We start from the raw sequence: 19,401 nt of genomic DNA on the forward strand, positions 1-19,401 counted from the left end.
TCCCCCTTCTTATCTTCCGTTGGGTCAGGGGTTTTTTATGAAACTTTTTCCTCTCAATATTGCGCGTCAGGTTGGCACTTTTGCAGCGATTGCCCTATTCAGCAGCAGCAGCCTCGCCAGCGTGGTACTCAGCGGCACACGGGTGATTTATCCGTCGGACGCCAAAGAAGTCAGCGTCAAAATCAATAATGTCGGCCCCTCGCCGGTACTGCTGCAGAGCTGGATAGATAATGGTGATCCCAACGCCAAACCTGCGGCTATCAAAGTTCCTTTTGTACTGACTCCACCGATGAACCGGGTGGAGCAGGGTAAAGGCCAGACACTGCGTATCAGCTATGCCGGCGGAAGCTTGCCAATGGATAAGGAATCAGTGTTCTGGCTGAATGTGCTGGAAGTTCCGGCCAAGAGCGAAGCTAAAACGAACGAAAACCGTCTGCAAATGGCTTTCCGTACCCGGATCAAGCTGTTCTATCGCCCGGCGGGCCTGCAAGGCAATGCCAATGATGCATATAAAACCGTTACCTGGAATACGCAAGGCGGCAAAGTACAGGCAACCAATCCCACGCCGTTTTATGTCAATTTTGTGAACCTGTCAGTCAACGGCAAAAAACTCGACAACGCCATGGTGGCACCGCGCTCAAGCATGGTGTTGAATCTGGCTGGCAATGGGGGCAACAAAATCAGTGGAAGCGTTGTTAATGACTATGGTGCGGTCAACGCCTTCGATGCTGTAATAAAGTAACGTAATAATATCTATCACTATTTTTTATATTGAAGTCTTAGTGATTGACCCGGTATCAAGCTCTTGAGGGGGCGGGATGTCAAAATTTTTGCGCTACGCTATTCGTGTGCCGTTCGTCTCTTTGGCGGTAGCGGCGCTATCGATTTTTGTGGCGGGAGGCGTCAATGCGGCAACTGAAAATGCACCGCAAACCAGTGCCAAGAGCCTGGAGTTCGACTCGTCTTTTTTGAATGTTGATGACGTACAGTCGGTCGATCTCAGCCGTTTCGCCGAAGGCGCCTCCGGGTTGCCCGGAATTTACAAAACCGCGCTGTATGTCAACGATCAACTGATCAGCAATACCGATATTGAATTCAAGTCTCGGGCCGATAAATCGGTCTATCCCTGCCTGACCAGCGACATTATTAAAAATATTGCGTTCAACTACGAAAAACTACCCGCCGATTTTTTGAAACAGCAGTCTAGCGGTGCCCTATGCATGGATCTGCAAAATAAGCTTCCCGAAGCCCAGGTGAATTTCGACAGTAATGAACAACGCCTGGATATCATTATCCCACAGATTTACATGCTCAATATTGCCCGGGGCACCGTGAGCCCAGAATTATGGGACAGTGGTATCCCGGCGTTCCTCTTTGGTTACAACGTTAATGGCTACACCAGCGAATCGCACGGCAACACCTTTAACTCGCTGTTCGCCGGGGTGAATGCTGGGCTGAACGTGGGGGCTTGGTATTTGCGCCACAACGGCTCCTATAACCAGATGAGTGACGGGCCCAGCCAATACAGCAGTATCAATACCTATTTACAGCGCGACATCCCGCTACTGAAAGGGCGTATGTTGCTGGGGGAATCGAATACTACCGGGCAATTGTTTGATACCTTGCCATTTACCGGGGCCCAACTGGCCAGCGACGAGCGGATGTTACCGGAATCCCTGCGTGGCTATGCGCCGGAGATCCGGGGGATCGCCCGCACCAATGCCCGGGTGACCGTGACCCAGGGGGGCCAAGTATTGTATGAAACCACGGTGACGCCGGGGGAGTTCCTGATTAATGACCTTTATCCGACCGGCTACGGTGGCGATCTTGTGGTTACAGTACGTGAGTCCGACGGCACCGAACAGACCTTCAGTGTACCTTATGCTTCGGTGGCACAACTGTTGCGCCCGGGGTCATCGCGCTATTCCGTCACTGCCGGTCAATTGCGTAGCGAAAACCTGCGTGATGAACCGACTTTATTCCAGAGTACCTATCAATATGGCCTGACCAATGCCATTACCGGCTATGGTGGGCTGCAAATCAGCCAGGACTACTATGCAGTGCAGGTAGGGGCGGCATTGGGGATCCCGATCGGGGCACTGGCCTTTGACGTTACGCAGGCAGGCACGAAACTGGGGGATAGCACCGATGCCAATGGGCGGAACCAGCCAGGCGGCACCCTAAGCGGGCAGCGTTACCAACTGAGCTACAGCAAACTTATCAGCGAAACCAACAGCAACCTTTCGGCGGTATACCATCGCTCTTCTTCCCAAAACTACCTGGATTTTCTGACCGCCGCGCAAACCCGTGATGCGGCGGAGCAGGGGAATTTTCTGGACTCCATATCACGTGTCAAAAACCGCCTGACGCTGACCGCAGGGCAAGGCTTGCCGGATAACTGGGGGCAACTGTATGTCAGTAGCTCAGTGCAGGATTATTGGAATCAGGATGGCAGCGACATACAGTATCAGGTGGGGTATAACAACCGCTATAAGAGCCTGTCCTACGGCATCAGTGCCAACCGCAGTCACTCAAGCATCGGGCAGATGCAAACCAACTACCTGCTAAGCTTCAGCCTGCCACTGGGCCGGAATGACGAACTCCACACGCCACAGCTGCGAATGGACCTGTCTCATGACAGCAGTGGGCGTTATGGCCAGCAGGCCACGGTATCCGGTACCTCCGGTGTGGAGAATCAGTTCAGTTATGGCATAACCGCGATGAACGCCAACCAGGGGATGGGGACCAGCGGGTCGGTGAATGGTAACTATCGCAGCCGGGTCAGCGCACTGAGTGGAACCTACAGCACCGGGAAAGGCTACCAGAGCGGCTCTGCCGGTATGACAGGGACGGTGATCGCCCACGCAGGAGGAATTACCTTCACTCCCTACACCTCAGACACCTTTGCCCTGGTAGAGGCCAAGGGAGCAGAAGGGGCTAGCGTGTCTTCGTATCCAGGGGTGAACGTTAACTCCCGCGGCTATGCGATGGTGCCTTACCTGAATCCCTACCAGATGAACGAAATCAGTATTGATCCGAAAGGCACCGCGGCGGACGTTGAGTTGGATAACACCAGTCAGAAAGTTGCGCCGTATTCCGGGGCGGTGGTGAAATTGAAATACAACACCAAGCAGGGGACGGCAATTCTGGTGAATGCGACCTATCAGGGGGAACCGGTACCGTTCGGCGCCGATATCTTTGATAGCAAAGGCAACAGTGTGGGTTCTGTGGGGCAAGGTGGGCAAATGTATGCTCGTGTAGCGGAAGACAAAGGAGAACTGGTTGTGAAGTGGGGCGCCGGTAGTGAAATGCAATGTACCGTGGGGTATATGCTGATGCCGCAGGCAAAAAACAGTCCTGTTTCGGCGATCCAGGTCTTCGATTCAGTTTGCCAATAGAGAACAGCACTCTTAGTTATCAATCTGACGGGAGCTACGGCTCCCATCTCCTTTTCTCCACTGAAACTCTTCCGCACGGTGGTATAAAAAACGAGCTTTTTTCATCCCGCGAACCTGTATCTATCCCTGATACTCGTAGTGTCCCTCTAGACATGATTCTGGTAGTGCAATCCTAGCGTTAAATGAACATGGTGGCTGTGATGTTGTTGGTTTACTTAATGGCGGGCGTGGGGAGCTTACTAGGATCAATCATGCTACACACTGTGTAGCATGATTGATCCTATCTTAGCTAGTCTGGCCTGTGAGATGCGGTAGTATTATCGTTTTATATCGAGTGGGGGCAAATCAGGGATGAGAATTTTGGTGGTATGATGACCTGGTCACCGTCCTGTGACCAGGTCATGATAGTGATAACATTTTACTTAATATTTCCTGCTGGTAGCTGATATTAATGCTGTATTGCATAGCGGATTAATATTAAAACAGCATTATTGCAACATTGAGCTCGGAGTAAAAACGCAATTAACCTATAGCGCAATACTCAGCTTGGAGTTTCCATGGCCGCCAGCACTTTTATGGCAATTTGCGTGGCCAGATCGGTTGATGTCGAGTTTACTTCTAACATGTTAATCAGGACGAAAACCCCCGCTGGTGCCTGGTTGGTACCTGCATCGCTGCTTGCGGCAATTCTTATGGCAGTATTGGTGCCGGGCAACTCCCCATTTTTTGACAGAATACTTTTATCAGGTGATATAAACCAACCTAGACCGAGATAGCCTTGATTATTGGTACGTACCTCCGTTGAGGGGTTTTGTAACATGGATAACAAAGGGCCGGTAGGAATGCTGGGATCTTCAGGCAGTTTACCAAGGTTATAGTTAAGCCATGTCAGCATATCATGGGGGGAAGACATTACCCCTCCACCGCCATAATAAGCACCAAATTTGCTGTTGTAGAGCGATGTAATGGGGATATATTGGTTGTTGGATTGGTCCAGGTTATAACCTTGAGGGAAGCTTTCTGGCCACGGTTCTTCAGGAATGGGACAGTAACGAGAGTCATGCATCTGTAGTGTGTCATTTTGAAAAAGGTGGTCGCGAACCCAGATATTAAAACCGTTAGTGCCGTAGGCGCGTGAAATTGCTACGGCAAGTAATGAAAACCCTAGATTAGAGTATTGATAAATGGTGTTTTCCGGCTCGACGTTAAATTCTGTCTTATTTAAAAAGCTAATCATTTCCTTTACACAATACGGTGTGTCGGGGCTGAGTGGTGGGAGAAGACCTGGGGGAGACGAGACATTATCCGCAGGAAGGCCGCTGGTATAGTTTGCCAGGCTTTTTAGCGACAGGTTGTTTAACGTATTTCCCATCGGGCCGGTAAATTGAATGAATTGCCCAAGTAGGCTGTCAGTCCGTATAGGGCTATTCTCATCTTGGCAAGCATAGGCAAACGCCGTCGCGGTGAATAATTTACTGGTGGAGGCTAATTTAAATAGTATGTGATTGGAGGGAGTGATTTCATTGTCGTCACCGGTACGTAACGTGCCTTTGATCGCGAGAAAAATATCCTCCGCGGGTTCGTCGCCGGTGAGTGACCAGCCGATGGCAATGGCAACCCCTGAAGGGGCTTGCGTGTATTGTGTGAAACTATTAACGATATCATTAAGTTGCTGTTGTGTCGGTGCGTAGTAAGTCGTCATAGCATAACCTTATCTAAGGTAAGGGAAGACATAGGGGGGTATTCATGTAGTGAATGTGTGCGCACTTCAAACAGTATAGACATAGTTATATTTATTGATTGTTTTTTGTTCTATTTTGATGCGGGCATCAAAAAATTTACTCTGCTTTTTTTTGGTATTCAATTGATAATAAATAATTTTATTCACGCAAGGCCGGTGTCTTAACCGGTTTTCGTTTTACTTTAATTCTGTAAAATTTATGAATATGGTGGGTCCCTGTGGCCGTGAGACAATCTGCTCAATGGTTTCAAATTCTAATCATCTCTACCCCAGCACAGGCGGTAGTTTTGCCCGTAAGTTCGCCGCCAAGGATACAGATGCGAAGGATAAGGTGGGCATACACTTGAGGTGCAAGCCAGCGTCTGTATTGATAAATACCCGATCGCTTCACCCCCCCTCTGATACGGCTTCAGGTCGCTGTCTCTGGCTGGACCCTAATTTTGTGGGAGGTTCATAACTTATTGATTTTACAGATGGGATGGTGACGGTCACAAAAAAGGGTTTATCAGTGATTATAAAGATTATTGTTTAATTAACAGATAATTAGAGATAGGATGGAACAGTTCACTGCCGTGCAGGCAGCTCAGAAAACAAGGGATTTTAAATCCCTTGTGATTGGCGACAAAATGACAATGTCGCTGGTTTTTTAACGGTACAAACTGTTCGAAACTAGCTAACCTATTGATAAAAAGCGGGCGCAGCATGCAGCGCCCCTACGTTTGAGGCCGGGGAGGGTTTATCAGTAGTCTTTGAATCCCTTGTGTCTACCAATATTCATTGCAATGTAGCCAGCACAGAAATCAACTTCGGTTGTTATCGTGAAAGATCCTTTTTGCTACATTTAATGCAAACATTAAAAAGGAATTTAGACATGAAAAAACTTGCCTCTGTTTGTCTACTCAGCATGTTGTTTGCCTCGGCCTGTAGCCCCCACAAGAGCACCAATAACAAAACCATCGAGCTAAGGCCAACGGAAGTGGCACCGCTCGTTGATAAACCGCTCATGTACGCTCGTGAGGTTCAGACAGCCATTCAACGGAAGCTTTTTATCGAGGATGACTATCGCGGTAAAACCTGTGACATCAACATCAAGATGTCTAAAGACGGGAAGGTATATGACCTGCAGGGCAACGGCTATCCTCCGCTGTGTGAAGCTGCGATAAAAGCGATCAAAAATGCTGACATCCCCGCGCCATATGACGACGAAACCTACCAGCAATTCAAACAAACAGTGCTTAGCTTCCAACCTGTTTGAGCGTCAGAGACTGGGAGTCGATAGTCATGGGGTCAGCCTGGAGTGAAATTCCGGGGTAAATTCTTCAATGAAGAGGGCAGGCATTACCCAATCGTTGCTCATGGGGATAATGGCCGTGTTTGCCATGTCCACCTAAGCGGTTTTTTCGTAGCCACTCTCGTCTATCTCAGCCGACGCAGTTCGTTCCTGGCACTCTCAATCTTCGCGTTTACGGAAATAATGTCCACAGTGGGGGCAGATCAGCGTGACGTTTTTTTTCACCTTGCTGCGATTTTGCGGCGAACTTTTTGCGCATTCAGGGCAGGTGACATCAACGGGGGCGTCACCGAATAGCTTAAAAGCATCAAAGAAAGACATCTTTTTCACCGGGTAGAGGTAGGAGGAGTTCAGTGTACCTTTATCGCTCGATGATAGCTCCACATAGATTGGTAAACCACTGGTAGAGACGTAGCTAGCTGCGCGCTAAAAAGGGAGTAACAAGTGGGGAGAAGGGGCGGAGGGGAAGAAAAAAGCCCCGCAAAAAATGAGGGGCAAACACAACAACACCAGGGAAATCGTTGATAACTAATCTGCTATTACTATATGTTTTTTGAGACGAGAGTTCATCAATAAATTGCTGCATTATTGCAACATTATAGTTAATTAATTTGTATGCATTTGGCCTTATTCATACGTTTTGTGAATTTGTTCGTTATTTGTGAGCAATAAGTCCGCATGTTGGTTGTTTTTTGTTGAATTGATGCCTTTTGGGGTGATTTCTTGCTCCATTACCCCCTCCCAAACAGAATGTGACTTGAATCACATTGGGCTGATCCCCTATATTCCCCACCCATAGCGATGTTGTCGTATTGCGATGCAGCGGCGCAGAGAGTTTTACATTTATCCGGAGTTGTTGATGGAGTTAACTACGCTTTTGCTTTACGTGATTGCCGTCAGTGCGGTGATGGTGACGCCTGGCCCTTCCATGCTGTTGGCGCTAAACAATGGTGCAATCCACGGTATGCGTATTGCCAGTTACGGTTTCCTGGGGGCGGTATTGGCCGATCTGTTGCTGATCGGCGCTGTCGGTTGCGGACTAGGGGCGTTGTTGCAGGCCTCTGAGCAGTTGTTTGCCGTAGTGAAGTGGGGCGGTGCGTTATATCTGGTCTACCTGGCTTGGGTGCTGTGGCGGGCACCGGTAAAGGCTTTGGCGGTAAACGCTAGCGCCGCCGCGGCGACCGGGAAAACGGCATTCCTGCGCTCCCTGATGGTTGGTTTGTCCAACCCTAAAGGCCTGCTGTTTTTCTCGGCCTTTCTGCCGCAGTTTATTCAGCCAGAAAAGCCGATCGCCATGCAATACCTGATCCTGGCTTTGGTCAGCGCAATGATCGACTGCGTGATGATGACAATCTATGCCTACGGCGGCCGCCATGCGATGCGTAAATTCTCGGCGAACGTAATGCGCTGGGTAAACCGTAGCTGTGCCGGCATGCTTGGCGTGTTGGCCGTAGGCGTTGCGCTTTATCGGCGTAGCGATGTGAGCTAGAGCCTGTCGGTTGAATCAGCGGGCGCAGCATGCTGCGCCGCTACTTGGCGAAAATGACTACAGTTTCAGGGAGCTAACCAGCTCCCTTTTTAATAGGTGACTGCCTGTGTTAGCAAAAGAGGAAAGCTTAGGCATATTACCAACTGACGGATCTGCAGATAACTCGCAGGCCGCATTGTTCCACCTCATAGCGGTATAGTTCGCATCTGATTGGTAGTAGTGCTGATAGATGTGAAATATATGCACCACGGTAGTCACCGTTAATATAATCACCAGCGCAATTAAAACGTAAGTGATTTTAACTTTGCTCAGAAAATTCTTTTTCTTTTTACAGGGCAATTCAGCTTCACCCTGATTAATTGCGATCTCTTCAATGGCGACGTCATTGGCTATTCTTAACCCTACTTTTGGTATGGTTTCTATGATGTTTTTATCAATGCCCATACTCTTGATGATCCGTCGTAGCGTGCTCAGGCATTGGTTGAGATTATTATTGCTGGCCTGTAGACCGTAATCATCCCACACTCTTTGCAGAAGCACTTCTCTCTCAACAATTTCTCCTTTATTTTTAATAAGAAAGGAGAAAAGTCGAGCTGCAGATGAGGAAATGGTGACGATTTCTTCTTGAAGTTCCTGATGATAAAAACCGACGCTATTCGGGCAGAAAAGGACATCTCCTTCGATGAGATATTGGGGCTTTGTCATGCTGATTCACTCCATGTCAGACAGTATAATTAACTTAATTAACGTTAATCCTAAGTCTCATAATATTGTTTTTTTGGCGGTAGAGCAAGAAAGAAACAATATAAAATATAGTGTAATCAGCAAATTTCAGTTTAAAATCCGCTCTAATTCATTACGGTAGTTATTAATATTAAGTAAATGCCATGTAAAATATTAAACGCTATTTAATAAAAATTAAGATCGCTAACTTACTGATAATTTTGCTAAACAAAGGATCTAACTAGTCCGACCTGTAAGAATCAGCCTAGTTAGAAAAATGTATCAACTTAAGTAGCAGATTTGTGCTGAGGTGGCGTTGAATTAAACCCCAATTCGATCGCGCAGGGTGTAGTAGGCAGCGCCTATGGCGGTGAAGGGGATTTGCAGGTTACGGCCACCAAAGAACGGCAGATGTGGCAGTTTGGCAAAGGCGTCAAAACGCTCTGCATCGCCACGCATCAGCTCTGCTATCAGCTTGCCTGCCAGATGAGTACAGGTCACGCCGTGCCCGCTGTAGCCTTGCATGTAGTAGACATTGTTTTCCAACCGGCCAAACTGCGGCATGCGCGATAGCGTCAGCAAGAAATTGCCGGTCCAGCGGTAATCAATGCGTACGCCTTTCAACTGCGGGAAAGTTTTCAGCAGCTTAGGGCGGATCAGGTTATCGATATCATCCGGATCGCGGGCACCATAGACCACGCCACCGCCGTACAGCAGCCGGTTATCGCCGGTTAAACGGTAATAATCCAGCAGGTAATTGCAATCTTCCACGCAATAGTTTTGTGGGATCAGTGAGGCTGCCACTTCTGGAGCCAAGGGCTCGGTGGTGACCACTTGAGTCCCGCACGGCATACTGCGTTTGGCCAGCCTTGGCTCCAGTTTATCGCCCAGATAGGCATTTCCGGCTACGATCACGTAACGAGCGGTGACTTGGCCGCTGGCGGTGCTGACCAACGCTGGCTCTCCGTGACGGATATTGGTGACTGCGGACTGTTCGAAGATCCGTCCTCCTTGCAGGCGAATGGCCTCGGCCTCGCCCAACGCCAGGTTGAGTGGATGGATATGGCCGCCGCTGTGATCGAGTAACGCGCCAACGTAACGATCACTGCTGACCTCCTGGCGGATACGGTCGGCATCCAGCAGTTCAAGTTGCGTATTGCCGTAACGCTCCCAGTGCTGCTTTTGTTCGATCAGCGCGTGGTATTGCTTATTGTTCAGCGCGGCGAAGATCCCGCCGGGGCGATAGTCACAGTCAATGGCATAGCGCTTGATACGGCTGCGGATAATCTCTGCGCCTTCAAACATCATGCTACCAAGCAGCTTGGCGCTTTCTGCACCGTAACGGCTTTCGATCACGTCGATGTCGCGGCTGTAGGAGTTGACCAGTTGGCCACCGTTGCGGCCGCTGGCACCAAAACCGATGCGGGCAGACTCCAGCACTACCACGTTATAACCGGCTTCAACCAGAAACAGCGCCGATGACAGGCCGGTATAGCCGCCCCCCACGATACAGACGTCACAGTCGATCGATTCATTCAACTGCGGATAAGGCTGATGGTCATTGGCCGTTGCCGCATAGTAGCTTTTTACGTGTTCAGTCATCATCAAATCCTTATTCCAGTGAAATCCAGGTGGTTTTCAGTTCGGTAAATTTATCCAGCGCATGCAGCGACTTATCACGGCCGTTACCGCTTTGCTTGTAGCCGCCGAACGGTACGGTCATATCGCCATCGTTATAGTTGTTGACGAACACGGTGCCTGCTTTCAACTGGCGGGCCATGCGGTGTGCCCGTGACAAATCGCGGGTCCAGACGGCCGCGCCAAGCCCGTATTCGCTGTCGTTGGCCAATGTGAGTGCCTGTTGCTCACCGTTGAAGGTCGTGACGGCCAAGACAGGGCCAAAAATCTCGTCCCGTGCGACGTGCATCGCGTTATCCACCTGAGTGAGAATGGTGGGGCCGAGATAGCCGTGATGATCGCCTTGCGGATGGGCACGTCCATCAAGGAACAGCGAGGCTCCCTGGCTCAAACCCTGTTCGATATAGCTGGTGACTTTTTCACAGTGTTGTTGGTCGATCAGCGTACCCATGAGCGTTTGCGGATCGAGCGGGTTGCCCGGTGCGAAGGCCGCTGCATGGCGTTGCAATGCCTGTAAAAAGGTCTGCTGAATACTTTCCTCTACCAGCAGCCGCGTACCGGCAATGCACACCTGGCCCTGATTATAGAAGATCCCGGCCGCCGCTCCCTGCGCCGCCTTATCCAGGTCCGGGCAGTCGGCGAAGATAATGTTGGCACTCTTGCCACCGGCCTCCAGCCACACGCGCTTCATGTTGGATTCACCGGCGTACTTCATCAACTGCTTGGCTACCTGGGTAGAGCCGGTAAAGGCGAGAGCATCCACGTCGTTATGCAGTGCCAACGCCTTGCCCGCATCGTGGCCGAAACCAGGAATAATGTTCAGGACGCCATCCGGTAATCCTGCCTGCTGTGCCAAAGCGCCAAGATAAACCGCCGTAAGCGGTGATTTTTCCGAGGGTTTCAGCACTACGCTGTTCCCGGCCGCCAGCGCCGGGCCTAACTTCCAGCAGGCTAACAGCAGCGGAAAGTTCCACGGCACGATGGCACCCACCACGCCGATTGGCTCCCGCTGGATCAGGGCGAGCGCATCATGGCCGGTTGGGGCAATTTCGCCATAAACCTTGTCGATGGCTTCGGCATACCAGCGGATACAGCGGATCGCCCCTGGAATATCGTCGCGCAGGCTATGGCGGATGGGTTTGCCGGTATCTAACGTTTCCAACAACGCTAATTGCTCGCTGTGCTCTTCCATCAGGTTAGCGAGTTTGAACAATGTTGCCTTGCGTTTGGCAGGGGAGGCTTGCGACCAGTCGCCGCGTTCAAACACCTCGCGCGCCGCCTTGATGGCCAAATCGATATCAATGTGGCTGCCACGGGCCATTTGTACCAGTTCACGAACCCCGGCAGGATCCTGAACGCTAAAGGTTTCCCCTTCGGCTGCCGGGAGGTAGCGGCCATTGATAAACAACCGGTTTTCAATCTTCAGGGCCTGTGCCCGTTGTTGCCAATATTCCAGGTGGTGGAAGTCCATACCTTGCTCCGTTAATCAGAATGTCGTCGGCGTATGTGCGCTGATAATTCGGCAAATGCGCGCCGAGGTGTTGCTGAAACTATGGGGGATCGCGGTGTTGATGGCGTAGCTCTGGCCTGCCCGTAGGTGAAAGCTTTGCCCGTTGACCTGCAGCATCACTTCGCCTTCCAGCAGGGTGCCAATCTCTTCCCCCTGATGTTTGAGCCGTTCACCGGTGGTGGTGCCCGGATCGTAGGTTTCGATCATCATTGCCAGGGTGCGGTTAGGGTCACCGTTGTGGATCAGCTTCATCGAAACTCCCTGGCTGCCGATTTCGATCAGATGGTCATGGTCGATCACGATCTGCGGCTCATGCGGCTGTTCCGGTTCGGTAAAGAAAGCCGATAGCGACAGCCCATACACTGTCAGCAGCTTTTGCAGCGTACTGATGGCCGGGCTGACCTTGTCCTGCTCAATGGTACTGATGGCGCTGTGCGTCAAGCCAGACAGTTCGGCTACCCGGCGCTGTGATAGCCCTAACTGCTGGCGGATCTGTGATAAGCGTTTCCCCGGTGCCAAGCTGACGTCGCTCATAGGCGTTTTTCCTTTTGGTAGTGCTGGCAGGCGTTAATAAATCCCTCAAACAGCAGGCGGGACAGGGCATATTCATCGCTGTTCCATTCAGGGTGCCACTGCACCCCTAAGGCAAAGGGCTGATCGCGAATGCTGAGGGCTTCTACCAGGCCGTCGGCGGCATAGGCTTCAACACGCACGCTTGGGCCAAGGGTTTTGGCTCCTTGGCCGTGCAGGGAATTCACCCAGAATCGGTGGCAATCCGGCAGCAGCTGCGCCAGCAATCCTCCGTCTTGCACGGTGACTTCATGAGCAGGGGCATATTGCTGTTCCAGCGGCAGATCGTGATCTTCACGGTGCTCGAGCAGCTCGGGTTGTTCATATAAACGACGGTGTAGCGTACCTTGAGTCGCGACCACCAGCTCTTGCATACCGCGGCAAATGGCGAAAAGGGGGATGCGCCTGCTCAGTGCCTGGCCGATCAGCGCCAGGCTCAATTCATCGCGCCCAGGATCGGCGTCAGGCTCATCGCCGTTTTCACCATAAAGGTGCGGCTGCACATTACTGGGGCTGCCCGGCAGCAGGATGCCGTCGAGATGGGGCAGCAACTCTGCCAGCATTTCCGGCTCTGCCAGCGCGTGCGGCAGGGCGATCGGTAATCCTCCGGCAGCTAACACCGCATTTAGGTACTTTTCTTGCAAGGTCTGGGTGAGGTGCTGGTTTAACCTATACCTGCACATCACGACGCCGACGATTGGTCTGTTAAATATATTGCCCATGCTATCCCCTACAGGTTGTTCGAAATTATGACCGATAAGCCGTTTAATCGCCTTTTTTGTTCAATATTCACTAAATCTAGCAGTCGAATGGCCAATATTCAAACCAAAATTAACACTTGCAAAACATTTTTGTTGCATCTATGTTTCATTGGTGGACATTATATTGAGCAAGATGGTCAAAACATCGAAGCCAGTAAGTGTGAGAACCACAGACCAAACACAACGGCAGGTGAAACATGCAAACCAACATCGTAGAAGTCGAAAACTTTGTGCAACACAATGAAGAAAGGCGAAGTAGCACGTTCCAGCGCGAAGTGAAGAAGTATCTGGAACGTTATCCGTTAACCCAGCATATCGACGTATTGCTGACCGATCTCAACGGCAGCTTCCGCGGCAAGCGCATCCCGGTAAGCGGGCTGGGTAAACTGGAGAAGGGCTGTTACTTCCCAGCCTCGGTGTTCGCGATGGATATTCTTGGCAACGTGGTGGAAGAGGCAGGTTTGGGGCAGGAAATGGGTGAGCCGGACCATATTTGTGTGCCGGTAGCCGGAACCCTGACGCCATCGGCGGCCGATCCGCAATATCTGGGCCAGGTACTGCTCACCATGCTGGATGAAGATGGTACTCCCTTTGACGTTGAACCGCGCAATGTGCTGAACCGAGTGTGGCAGCGTTTGCGTCAGCGCGGGTTATTCCCCGTAGTAGCGGTAGAGTTGGAGTTCTATCTCATCGATCGCCAGCGCGATCCGGAAGGTTATCTACAGCCCCCATGTGCCCCCGGCACCCAGGAGCGTAACACCCAGAGCCAGGTCTATTCGGTAGACAACCTTAACCACTTTGCCGACGTGCTGAGCGAAATCGACGAACTGGCCCGCTTGCAAGGGCTGCCGGCCGACGGTGCGGTAGCGGAAGCGTCACCGGGCCAGTTTGAGGTTAACTTGCATCACACCAATGATGTGTTGCAGGCCTGTGACCATGCCCTGGCGTTAAAGCGGCTGATACGCATGGTGGCAGAGAAGCACCATATGCATGCAACCTTTATGGCCAAGCCTTACGAGGAACATGCGGGCAGCGGTATGCATGTGCATATCAGCATGCTGGACAAGCAAGGTAACAACGTCTTTGCCGATGCGGATGGTGAAGACTCCACGCTGTTGAAGCAGGCGCTGGCTGGCATGATCGCCTTGATGCCTGCCTCTATGGCGCTGCTGGCACCCAACGTCAACGCCTACCGCCGCTTCCAGGCGGGGATGTACGTTCCCACCCAGGCATCCTGGGGCCATAACAACCGCACCGTAGCGTTACGTATTCCCTGTGGCGATCGCGACAACCACCGCGTGGAGTATCGCGTGGCGGGGGCCGATGCCAACCCTTATCTGGTGATGGCAACCATTCTGGCCGGGATTGTCTACGGCCTCGACACTCAGTTACCGCTGCTTGAGCCAGTCACCGGCAACGGGCTGGAGCAAGAGGGGCTACCGTTCCCGATCCGTCAGAGCGATGCGCTGTATGAGTTCGAACACCAGCCGGTGCTCAATGCGCTGCTGGGCGAACGTTTCAGCCACGTCTATCTGGCCTGTAAGACCGATGAGCTGGAGCAGTTTGAGCGGCTGATCACCGAAACCGAAATCGAGTGGATGCTGAAAAACGCCTGACGTCCTCAGCCCGATCCTACCGCGCGCCGGCGCATTCCCGCGGGCTACCTGTGGCCTGGCGAAGCCGTGCGCGACGGTGATGACTTCTTCCAACTTGGCGTACAGGACGCCGGTGAGGAATAACCCAATGACGATAAGTGCCATCGACGATAATGGCGCGGGCAAACCGCAACTGCGCAAGACATTGAAACTGTGGCAAGTGGTGATGATGGGCCTGGCCTATCTGACGCCAATGACGGTGTTTGACACCTTCGGTATCGTTTCTGGCGTGACGGACGGGCACGTTCCGGCGTCCTACCTGTTGGCATTGGCCGGGGTGCTGTTTACCGCCATCAGCTATGGCAAGCTGGTGCGCCAGTTCCCGACCTCGGGCTCGGCTTACACCTACGCGCAAAAGGCTATCAACCCGCACGTGGGTTTTCTCGTTGGCTGGTCATCACTGCTGGATTACCTGTTTTTGCCGATGATCAATACGCTATTGGCCAAAATTTATCTTACGGCCCTGTTCCCAGAGGTCCCACCGTGGATCTGGGTGGTCGGGTTTGTGATCCTGATCACCGCCATCAACCTGAAAAGCGTCAGCCTGGTGGCAAACTTCAACACCCTGTTTGTGGTGGCGCAGGTGGCGATTATCGTGGTGTTTATCTTCCTGGTGGTACGGGGGTTGCACAATGGCGAAGGGGTTGGCCAGGTGTGGAGTCTGCAACCCTTTATCAGTGAAAACGCCCATCTATTGCCGATCATTACCGGCGCTACCATCCTGTGCTTTTCGTTTCTGGGTTTTGACGCCGTCACCACGCTGTGTGAAGAAACGCCTGATGCCGCCCGGGTGATCCCCCGCGCTATCTTCCTTACTGCACTCTATGGTGGGGTGATCTTTATCGCCGTGTCGTTCTTTATTCAGCTGTTCTTCCCAACACTTGAGCGTTTCAAACAGCCGGATGCGGCACTGCCGGAAATCGCGCTGTATGTGGGTGGCAAGCTGTTCCAGTCCATATTCCTGTGCATCACCTTTATCAACACCCTGGCTTCTGGCCTGGCTTCCCATGCCAGCGTGTCCAGGCTGCTGTATGTGATGGGGCGCGATAATGTGTTCCCGGAAAAATTCTTTGGTTACGTGCATCCTAAATGGCGCACGCCAGCGCTTAACGTGCTGTTGGTTGGTTTGGTGGCGTTATCGGCATTATCCTTCGATTTGGTGACGGCCACAGCCCTGATTAACTTTGGTGCTCTGGTGGCCTTTACCTTCGTCAACCTTTCGGTGATCAGTCACTTCTATATTCGTCAAGGGCGCAATAAGAGCTGGAAAGACCGCTTCCATTACCTGATTTTGCCGCTGGTGGGAGCGCTGACGGTAGGGATCTTGTGGCTGAACCTGGAAAAAAGTTCCTTGACCATGGGGCTGCTGTGGGCGGCGCTCGGGTTTGGCTATCTTGCCTATCTCACCCGTCGTTTCCGCCAGCCTCCTCCGCAGTTGGAGCGCCAGCCTCAGCAGTAAAGGTATGGGCGCAGCGTTGCGCCCTTTCTTTTTCCCCGGTAGGGCAGTAGAGTAAAAAACCGCACAAAAATAACCAATTGGATCCTACGCTAATGCCTCCGTTGTCTGCTTCCCATAAAGCTACCTTGCTCGGCCTGTTGGCCATTGTGTTATGGAGCAGCGTGGTTGGGCTGATCCGCAGCGTCAGTGAAGGACTGGGGCCGGTAGGCGGGGCGGCGATGATCTATAGCGTGGGCACGCTGTTTCTGCTGGTGGTGATGGGCATTCCCAAGCTGCGCGAGTTCCGCCGTTCCTATCTGATCCTCGGCAGCCTGCTGTTTGTGCTGTATGAGATTTGCCTTTCGCTGTCGTTGGGCTTTGCCAGCAACCGCACACAGGCTATTGAGTTGGGGATGATCAACTATCTTTGGCCCTGTTTTACCGTATTGATGGCCATCCTGTTCAATGGGCAAAAGGCCAAATGGTGGGTTGTGCCTGGTTTGTTGCTTTCCCTGTTCGGGATTGGCTGGATCATGAGTGGCAGCGGCGGTTGGTCACCAGCGCAAATGCTGGCCAACGTGCGCAGCAATCCGTTGAGTTACGGGCTGGCATTCAGTGGTGCGGTGATTTGGGCCATCTATTGCAACGTGACCAAGAGGATCGCCCAGGGCAAAAACGCGGTGGTGCTGTTTATCTCGCTGACCGCTCTGGCACTGTGGCTGATTTATCCTTTCAGTAATGAAAGCGGCATGCACTTTAGCCTGCCGGTTGTGGTGGCGTTGCTGTGCGTGGGGACGGCGATGGGGGCTGGCTATGCTGCTTGGAACGTTGGGATCCTGCATGGCAATATGACGCTGCTGGCGACCGTATCTTACTTTACCCCGGTGTTGTCATCGGTATTTGCCGCCGTGGTACTCAGCACCGCACTGACCCTCAACTTCTGGCAGGGGGTGGTGATGGTAACGCTAGGATCGCTGATTTGCTGGCGGGCCACCCGCGCCGACTGAGGCCTATTTTTTACCTGCGCAGGCGGCAGAATAATGAATTTCGAGCTAATCTCAAGGTAAGTGTTCTGCCAGAAGGAACGGGAAAATGAGAAAAGATATTCAATTTATTCAGCAGCCAGCGCTAAATGGCCATAGTTTCAGCACCGGCGATATCGTTCGTCTAACCACCGCTAACCTGCCGCATGAATACCAGTTGGATGTGATGATCCTGCGCCGTGACGATAAGCTGATCCATGGCTCGGTAGTCGTGGCCTCGCCGAAAGTCGATATCCCGGTCAGCCAATGGGAAATTGCCACGGGTGATGAGGTGGTATTCCGGCAAGAGAACATTGCCAAAGCCGTACCTGGAGCCCGCTGATAAAACCAACCGGTCCGCCACATAAGGGGCCCGCCAGCCACTAAGCCGACATAAGCGTCGGCTTTTTTACGCGCTTTTTAACCCCAGGTTAAAATTTGGTGTTGAACACAAAGACACCAAAAATCGTCGTTTGAAATTTACCGACATGATGAAAATCACATCAAAAATGTTTTGCACTGCAATTTATTTTATAAAATGAGAACGCAATCGATTACGCGATGGTAAAATGCCTAACTGGATCACAGATTATTACAGCGAGAGCTTTCTATAATGCGCACGGCAACCGGCAATAGGTAACCGTTTGTTTACAGCAGGCGTCGCCAGACTCATATCATTCTAACGGGCAGGGAATTGGCCCACTCAGCATGTGGTAATAAAATGAAGAAAATAGCTCTCGCAGCAGGTGTGCTTCTCTCCGCGTCTTTCAGCCCCGCTTCCATGGCGGCAGAAAGCAAAGACAGCCAGTATCTTTCAGACTGGTGGCATCAGAGTGTCAACGTAGTAGGCAGCTACCATACCCGCTTCGGGCCGCAGCTGAACAATGACGTGTATCTGGAGTATGAAGCCTTTGCCAAGAAAGACTGGCTGGATTTCTATGGTTACGTGGATGTGCCAAAATTCTTCGGCACCGGTAACACCCCAAACCGTGGTATCTGGGATAAAGGCTCACCGCTGTTTATGGAGATCGAACCGCGCTTCTCCATCGACAAACTGACCGGCACCAACCTGGGCTTTGGGCCGTTCAAAGAGTGGTATTTTGCCAACAACTACATTTACGACATGGGGCGTAACAACGCCTCCCGTCAAAGCACCTGGTATATGGGGCTAGGCACCGATATCGATACCGGTCTGCCGATGAGCCTGTCGATGAACATTTATGCCAAATACCAATGGCAGAACTATGGTGCATCCAACGAGAACAGCTGGGACGGCTATCGCTTCAAGGTGAAATACTTTGTGCCGTTGACCGAAATGTGGGGTGGCAACCTGAGCTATATCGGTTTCACCAACTTTGACTTTGACTCCGATCTGGGCAGCGACAACTTCGTAGTGGATGGCCGCCAGGCGCGTACCAGCAACTCTATCGCCTCCAGCCACATTTTAGCGCTGAACTACGATCACTGGCATTACTCCTTCGTGGCTCGTTACTTCCATAACGGTGGTCAATGGAATGATGGGGTGGATATCGGTACGCCGCAGGGGCCAATCAAGTCTACCGGCTGGGGTTACTACCTGGTTGCCGGTTATAACTTCTGATTTTCCGTGGTATCAGAAACAGGAAACCCCGCACTGGCGGGGTTTTTTTTCATCATTACAGCTAACTTTCCGCGGGTAAATGTTTAACCGGCATAACCAATTTACCCTTGATAACGTAGCACTCATTGTCGATCCACTTGAGGATTTGCTCACGGCTGACACCTTCAAATTGCGCATAGCGATAAATATCACCATTGAAGTGCAGCTGGATGTACTCCATCAACGTCATGTGCATGGTTATAACTCCTAAACGCCCAGAAATAGCGGTGTCGCCACGCTGAGTGGTTGAGCTTTTCAAGGCCTAAAGGTAAATTATTCGCAACAAAACAGCAACAAAAAAGACTAAAAAGTGGCGTTGTAGTAGTGAAAAGTAGTAAAAGAACTCCCGCACGGGACGGCGGGAAATTGAGTAGTATCATTTATCGATGACATAAGATGGTTTTTGAGGTGCAACGAAAAAGAGCAGGTTTACTCATTTTTGAGGCCCACTAAAATTACTGAATGGCTTATTTTGCCGCAAGAAAAATCTACGGCATTTGCTCGAATATCATGAGTAGTTTTGAGC

General features: G+C 51.6%; 17 protein-coding genes. 9 read left to right on the forward strand and 8 right to left on the reverse strand.

The genetic code is table 11. The annotated features are described in order from the left end of the window. Nucleotides 1-37: 37 nt before the first annotated feature. Together IMQ33_RS03820 and IMQ33_RS03825 are read left to right on the forward strand one after the other, a co-directional pair. On the forward strand, nucleotides 38-742 hold the full coding sequence (locus IMQ33_RS03820) for a fimbria/pilus periplasmic chaperone (RefSeq protein ID WP_065685955.1): 705 nt from the start codon (nucleotides 38-40) through the stop codon (nucleotides 740-742). A gap of 76 nt (nucleotides 743-818) precedes the next feature. Beyond that, nucleotides 819-3,398: a fimbria/pilus outer membrane usher protein gene (locus tag IMQ33_RS03825; RefSeq protein WP_196062962.1), complete on the forward strand. Its 2,580-nt coding sequence runs from the start codon at nucleotides 819-821 to the stop codon at nucleotides 3,396-3,398. Between the two features lie 541 nt (nucleotides 3,399-3,939). Here IMQ33_RS03825 and IMQ33_RS03830 read toward each other — a convergent pair. Next, entirely contained in the window at nucleotides 3,940-5,100 is a 1,161-nt protein-coding gene (locus IMQ33_RS03830) for a serine hydrolase (protein ID WP_196062961.1), read from the reverse strand. Nucleotides 5,101-6,010: 910 nt separating this feature from the next. Between IMQ33_RS03830 and tolA the strand changes: the two genes are divergently transcribed. Further along, nucleotides 6,011-6,394 (forward strand): cell envelope integrity protein TolA, encoded by a 384-nt coding sequence (gene tolA / locus IMQ33_RS03835; protein ID WP_196062960.1) that lies wholly within the window; start codon nucleotides 6,011-6,013, stop codon nucleotides 6,392-6,394. A 195-nt stretch (nucleotides 6,395-6,589) separates the two neighbouring features. Here tolA and IMQ33_RS03840 read toward each other — a convergent pair whose 3' ends face one another. After that, nucleotides 6,590-6,751, reverse strand: a complete 162-nt coding sequence (locus IMQ33_RS03840; RefSeq protein ID WP_021178250.1) for a YnfU family zinc-binding protein — start codon at nucleotides 6,749-6,751, stop codon at nucleotides 6,590-6,592. A 538-nt stretch (nucleotides 6,752-7,289) separates the two neighbouring features. Here IMQ33_RS03840 and IMQ33_RS03845 point away from each other — a divergent pair. Continuing rightward, the gene (locus tag IMQ33_RS03845) at nucleotides 7,290-7,919 is read left to right on the forward strand and encodes a LysE family translocator (RefSeq protein ID WP_021804652.1); all 630 of its coding nucleotides are present in this window, start codon (nucleotides 7,290-7,292) and stop codon (nucleotides 7,917-7,919) included. A gap of 57 nt (nucleotides 7,920-7,976) precedes the next feature. Here the strand turns inward: IMQ33_RS03845 and IMQ33_RS03850 are convergent, their stop codons facing one another. The 5 genes from IMQ33_RS03850 to puuD form a co-directional block, all read right to left on the reverse strand. Continuing rightward, complete coding sequence (locus IMQ33_RS03850; protein ID WP_098931402.1) at nucleotides 7,977-8,624, reverse strand: winged helix-turn-helix domain-containing protein; 648 nt, start codon at nucleotides 8,622-8,624, stop codon at nucleotides 7,977-7,979. 339 nt (nucleotides 8,625-8,963) lie between these two features. Beyond that, complete coding sequence (locus IMQ33_RS03855) at nucleotides 8,964-10,244, reverse strand: FAD-binding oxidoreductase (RefSeq protein WP_196062963.1); 1,281 nt, start codon at nucleotides 10,242-10,244, stop codon at nucleotides 8,964-8,966. Nucleotides 10,245-10,254: 10 nt separating this feature from the next. Continuing rightward, the gene (gene puuC / locus IMQ33_RS03860; RefSeq protein WP_196062959.1) at nucleotides 10,255-11,751 is read right to left on the reverse strand and encodes an aldehyde dehydrogenase PuuC; all 1,497 of its coding nucleotides are present in this window, start codon (nucleotides 11,749-11,751) and stop codon (nucleotides 10,255-10,257) included. A gap of 15 nt (nucleotides 11,752-11,766) precedes the next feature. Beyond that, a complete protein-coding gene (gene puuR / locus IMQ33_RS03865; RefSeq protein WP_021178245.1) occupies nucleotides 11,767-12,324 on the reverse strand; it encodes an HTH-type transcriptional regulator PuuR in 558 nt (185 codons plus the stop codon). Beyond that, entirely contained in the window at nucleotides 12,321-13,082 is a 762-nt protein-coding gene (gene puuD, locus IMQ33_RS03870; RefSeq protein WP_021178244.1) for a gamma-glutamyl-gamma-aminobutyrate hydrolase, read from the reverse strand. The genes puuR and puuD overlap by 4 nt, the downstream gene beginning before the upstream one ends. A 236-nt stretch (nucleotides 13,083-13,318) precedes the next feature. On the opposite strand from puuD, the gene IMQ33_RS03875 reads away from it, so the two are divergent. The 5 genes from IMQ33_RS03875 (at nucleotide 13,319) to IMQ33_RS03895 (ending at nucleotide 18,836) form a co-directional block, all read left to right on the forward strand. Further along, complete coding sequence (locus IMQ33_RS03875; protein ID WP_098931396.1) at nucleotides 13,319-14,737, forward strand: glutamine synthetase family protein; 1,419 nt, start codon at nucleotides 13,319-13,321, stop codon at nucleotides 14,735-14,737. A gap of 127 nt (nucleotides 14,738-14,864) precedes the next feature. Continuing rightward, on the forward strand, nucleotides 14,865-16,235 hold the full coding sequence (locus tag IMQ33_RS03880) for an APC family permease (RefSeq protein WP_065685961.1): 1,371 nt from the start codon (nucleotides 14,865-14,867) through the stop codon (nucleotides 16,233-16,235). Between the two features lie 92 nt (nucleotides 16,236-16,327). Continuing rightward, a complete protein-coding gene (gene yddG / locus IMQ33_RS03885) occupies nucleotides 16,328-17,221 on the forward strand; it encodes an aromatic amino acid DMT transporter YddG (protein ID WP_065685962.1) in 894 nt (297 codons plus the stop codon). An 85-nt stretch (nucleotides 17,222-17,306) separates the two neighbouring features. After that, nucleotides 17,307-17,579, forward strand: coding sequence for a hypothetical protein (locus IMQ33_RS03890; RefSeq protein ID WP_021804644.1), 273 nt, complete (start codon nucleotides 17,307-17,309; stop codon nucleotides 17,577-17,579). Nucleotides 17,580-17,957: 378 nt separating this feature from the next. Then, entirely contained in the window at nucleotides 17,958-18,836 is an 879-nt protein-coding gene (locus IMQ33_RS03895; protein ID WP_024529967.1) for a nucleoside-specific channel-forming protein Tsx, read from the forward strand. A 61-nt stretch (nucleotides 18,837-18,897) separates the two neighbouring features. Here IMQ33_RS03895 and IMQ33_RS03900 read toward each other — a convergent pair whose 3' ends face one another. Next, a complete protein-coding gene (locus tag IMQ33_RS03900; RefSeq protein ID WP_021178238.1) occupies nucleotides 18,898-19,071 on the reverse strand; it encodes a hypothetical protein in 174 nt (57 codons plus the stop codon). Nucleotides 19,072-19,401: the final 330 nt, after the last annotated feature.

Origin of the sequence: Serratia sp. Res13-Sevr-LER1-36-b (assembly GCF_015673035.1) — a bacterium.
GTDB classification, from domain to species: Bacteria; Pseudomonadota; Gammaproteobacteria; order Enterobacterales; family Enterobacteriaceae; genus Chania; species Chania fonticola_C.

Excerpts from the sequence above, each read along its gene's own strand:
- IMQ33_RS03840 (WP_021178250.1), bottom strand. The coding sequence starts at position 6,751 with ATGTCTTTCTTTGATGCTTTTAAGCTATTCGGTGACGCCCCCGTTGAT.
- tolA (WP_196062960.1), top strand. The coding sequence starts at position 6,011 with ATGAAAAAACTTGCCTCTGTTTGTCTACTCAGCATGTTGTTTGCCTCG.
- IMQ33_RS03850 (WP_098931402.1), bottom strand. The coding sequence starts at position 8,624 with ATGACAAAGCCCCAATATCTCATCGAAGGAGATGTCCTTTTCTGCCCG.
- yddG (WP_065685962.1), top strand. The coding sequence starts at position 16,328 with ATGCCTCCGTTGTCTGCTTCCCATAAAGCTACCTTGCTCGGCCTGTTG.
- IMQ33_RS03830 (WP_196062961.1), bottom strand. The coding sequence starts at position 5,100 with ATGACGACTTACTACGCACCGACACAACAGCAACTTAATGATATCGTT.
- IMQ33_RS03895 (WP_024529967.1), top strand. The coding sequence starts at position 17,958 with ATGAAGAAAATAGCTCTCGCAGCAGGTGTGCTTCTCTCCGCGTCTTTC.
- puuR (WP_021178245.1), bottom strand. The coding sequence starts at position 12,324 with ATGAGCGACGTCAGCTTGGCACCGGGGAAACGCTTATCACAGATCCGC.
- puuD (WP_021178244.1), bottom strand. The coding sequence starts at position 13,082 with ATGGGCAATATATTTAACAGACCAATCGTCGGCGTCGTGATGTGCAGG.
- IMQ33_RS03855 (WP_196062963.1), bottom strand. The coding sequence starts at position 10,244 with ATGACTGAACACGTAAAAAGCTACTATGCGGCAACGGCCAATGACCAT.
- puuC (WP_196062959.1), bottom strand. The coding sequence starts at position 11,751 with ATGGACTTCCACCACCTGGAATATTGGCAACAACGGGCACAGGCCCTG.
- IMQ33_RS03820 (WP_065685955.1), top strand. The coding sequence starts at position 38 with ATGAAACTTTTTCCTCTCAATATTGCGCGTCAGGTTGGCACTTTTGCA.
- IMQ33_RS03880 (WP_065685961.1), top strand. The coding sequence starts at position 14,865 with ATGACGATAAGTGCCATCGACGATAATGGCGCGGGCAAACCGCAACTG.
- IMQ33_RS03845 (WP_021804652.1), top strand. The coding sequence starts at position 7,290 with ATGGAGTTAACTACGCTTTTGCTTTACGTGATTGCCGTCAGTGCGGTG.
- IMQ33_RS03900 (WP_021178238.1), bottom strand. The coding sequence starts at position 19,071 with ATGCACATGACGTTGATGGAGTACATCCAGCTGCACTTCAATGGTGAT.
- IMQ33_RS03890 (WP_021804644.1), top strand. The coding sequence starts at position 17,307 with ATGAGAAAAGATATTCAATTTATTCAGCAGCCAGCGCTAAATGGCCAT.
- IMQ33_RS03875 (WP_098931396.1), top strand. The coding sequence starts at position 13,319 with ATGCAAACCAACATCGTAGAAGTCGAAAACTTTGTGCAACACAATGAA.
- IMQ33_RS03825 (WP_196062962.1), top strand. The coding sequence starts at position 819 with ATGTCAAAATTTTTGCGCTACGCTATTCGTGTGCCGTTCGTCTCTTTG.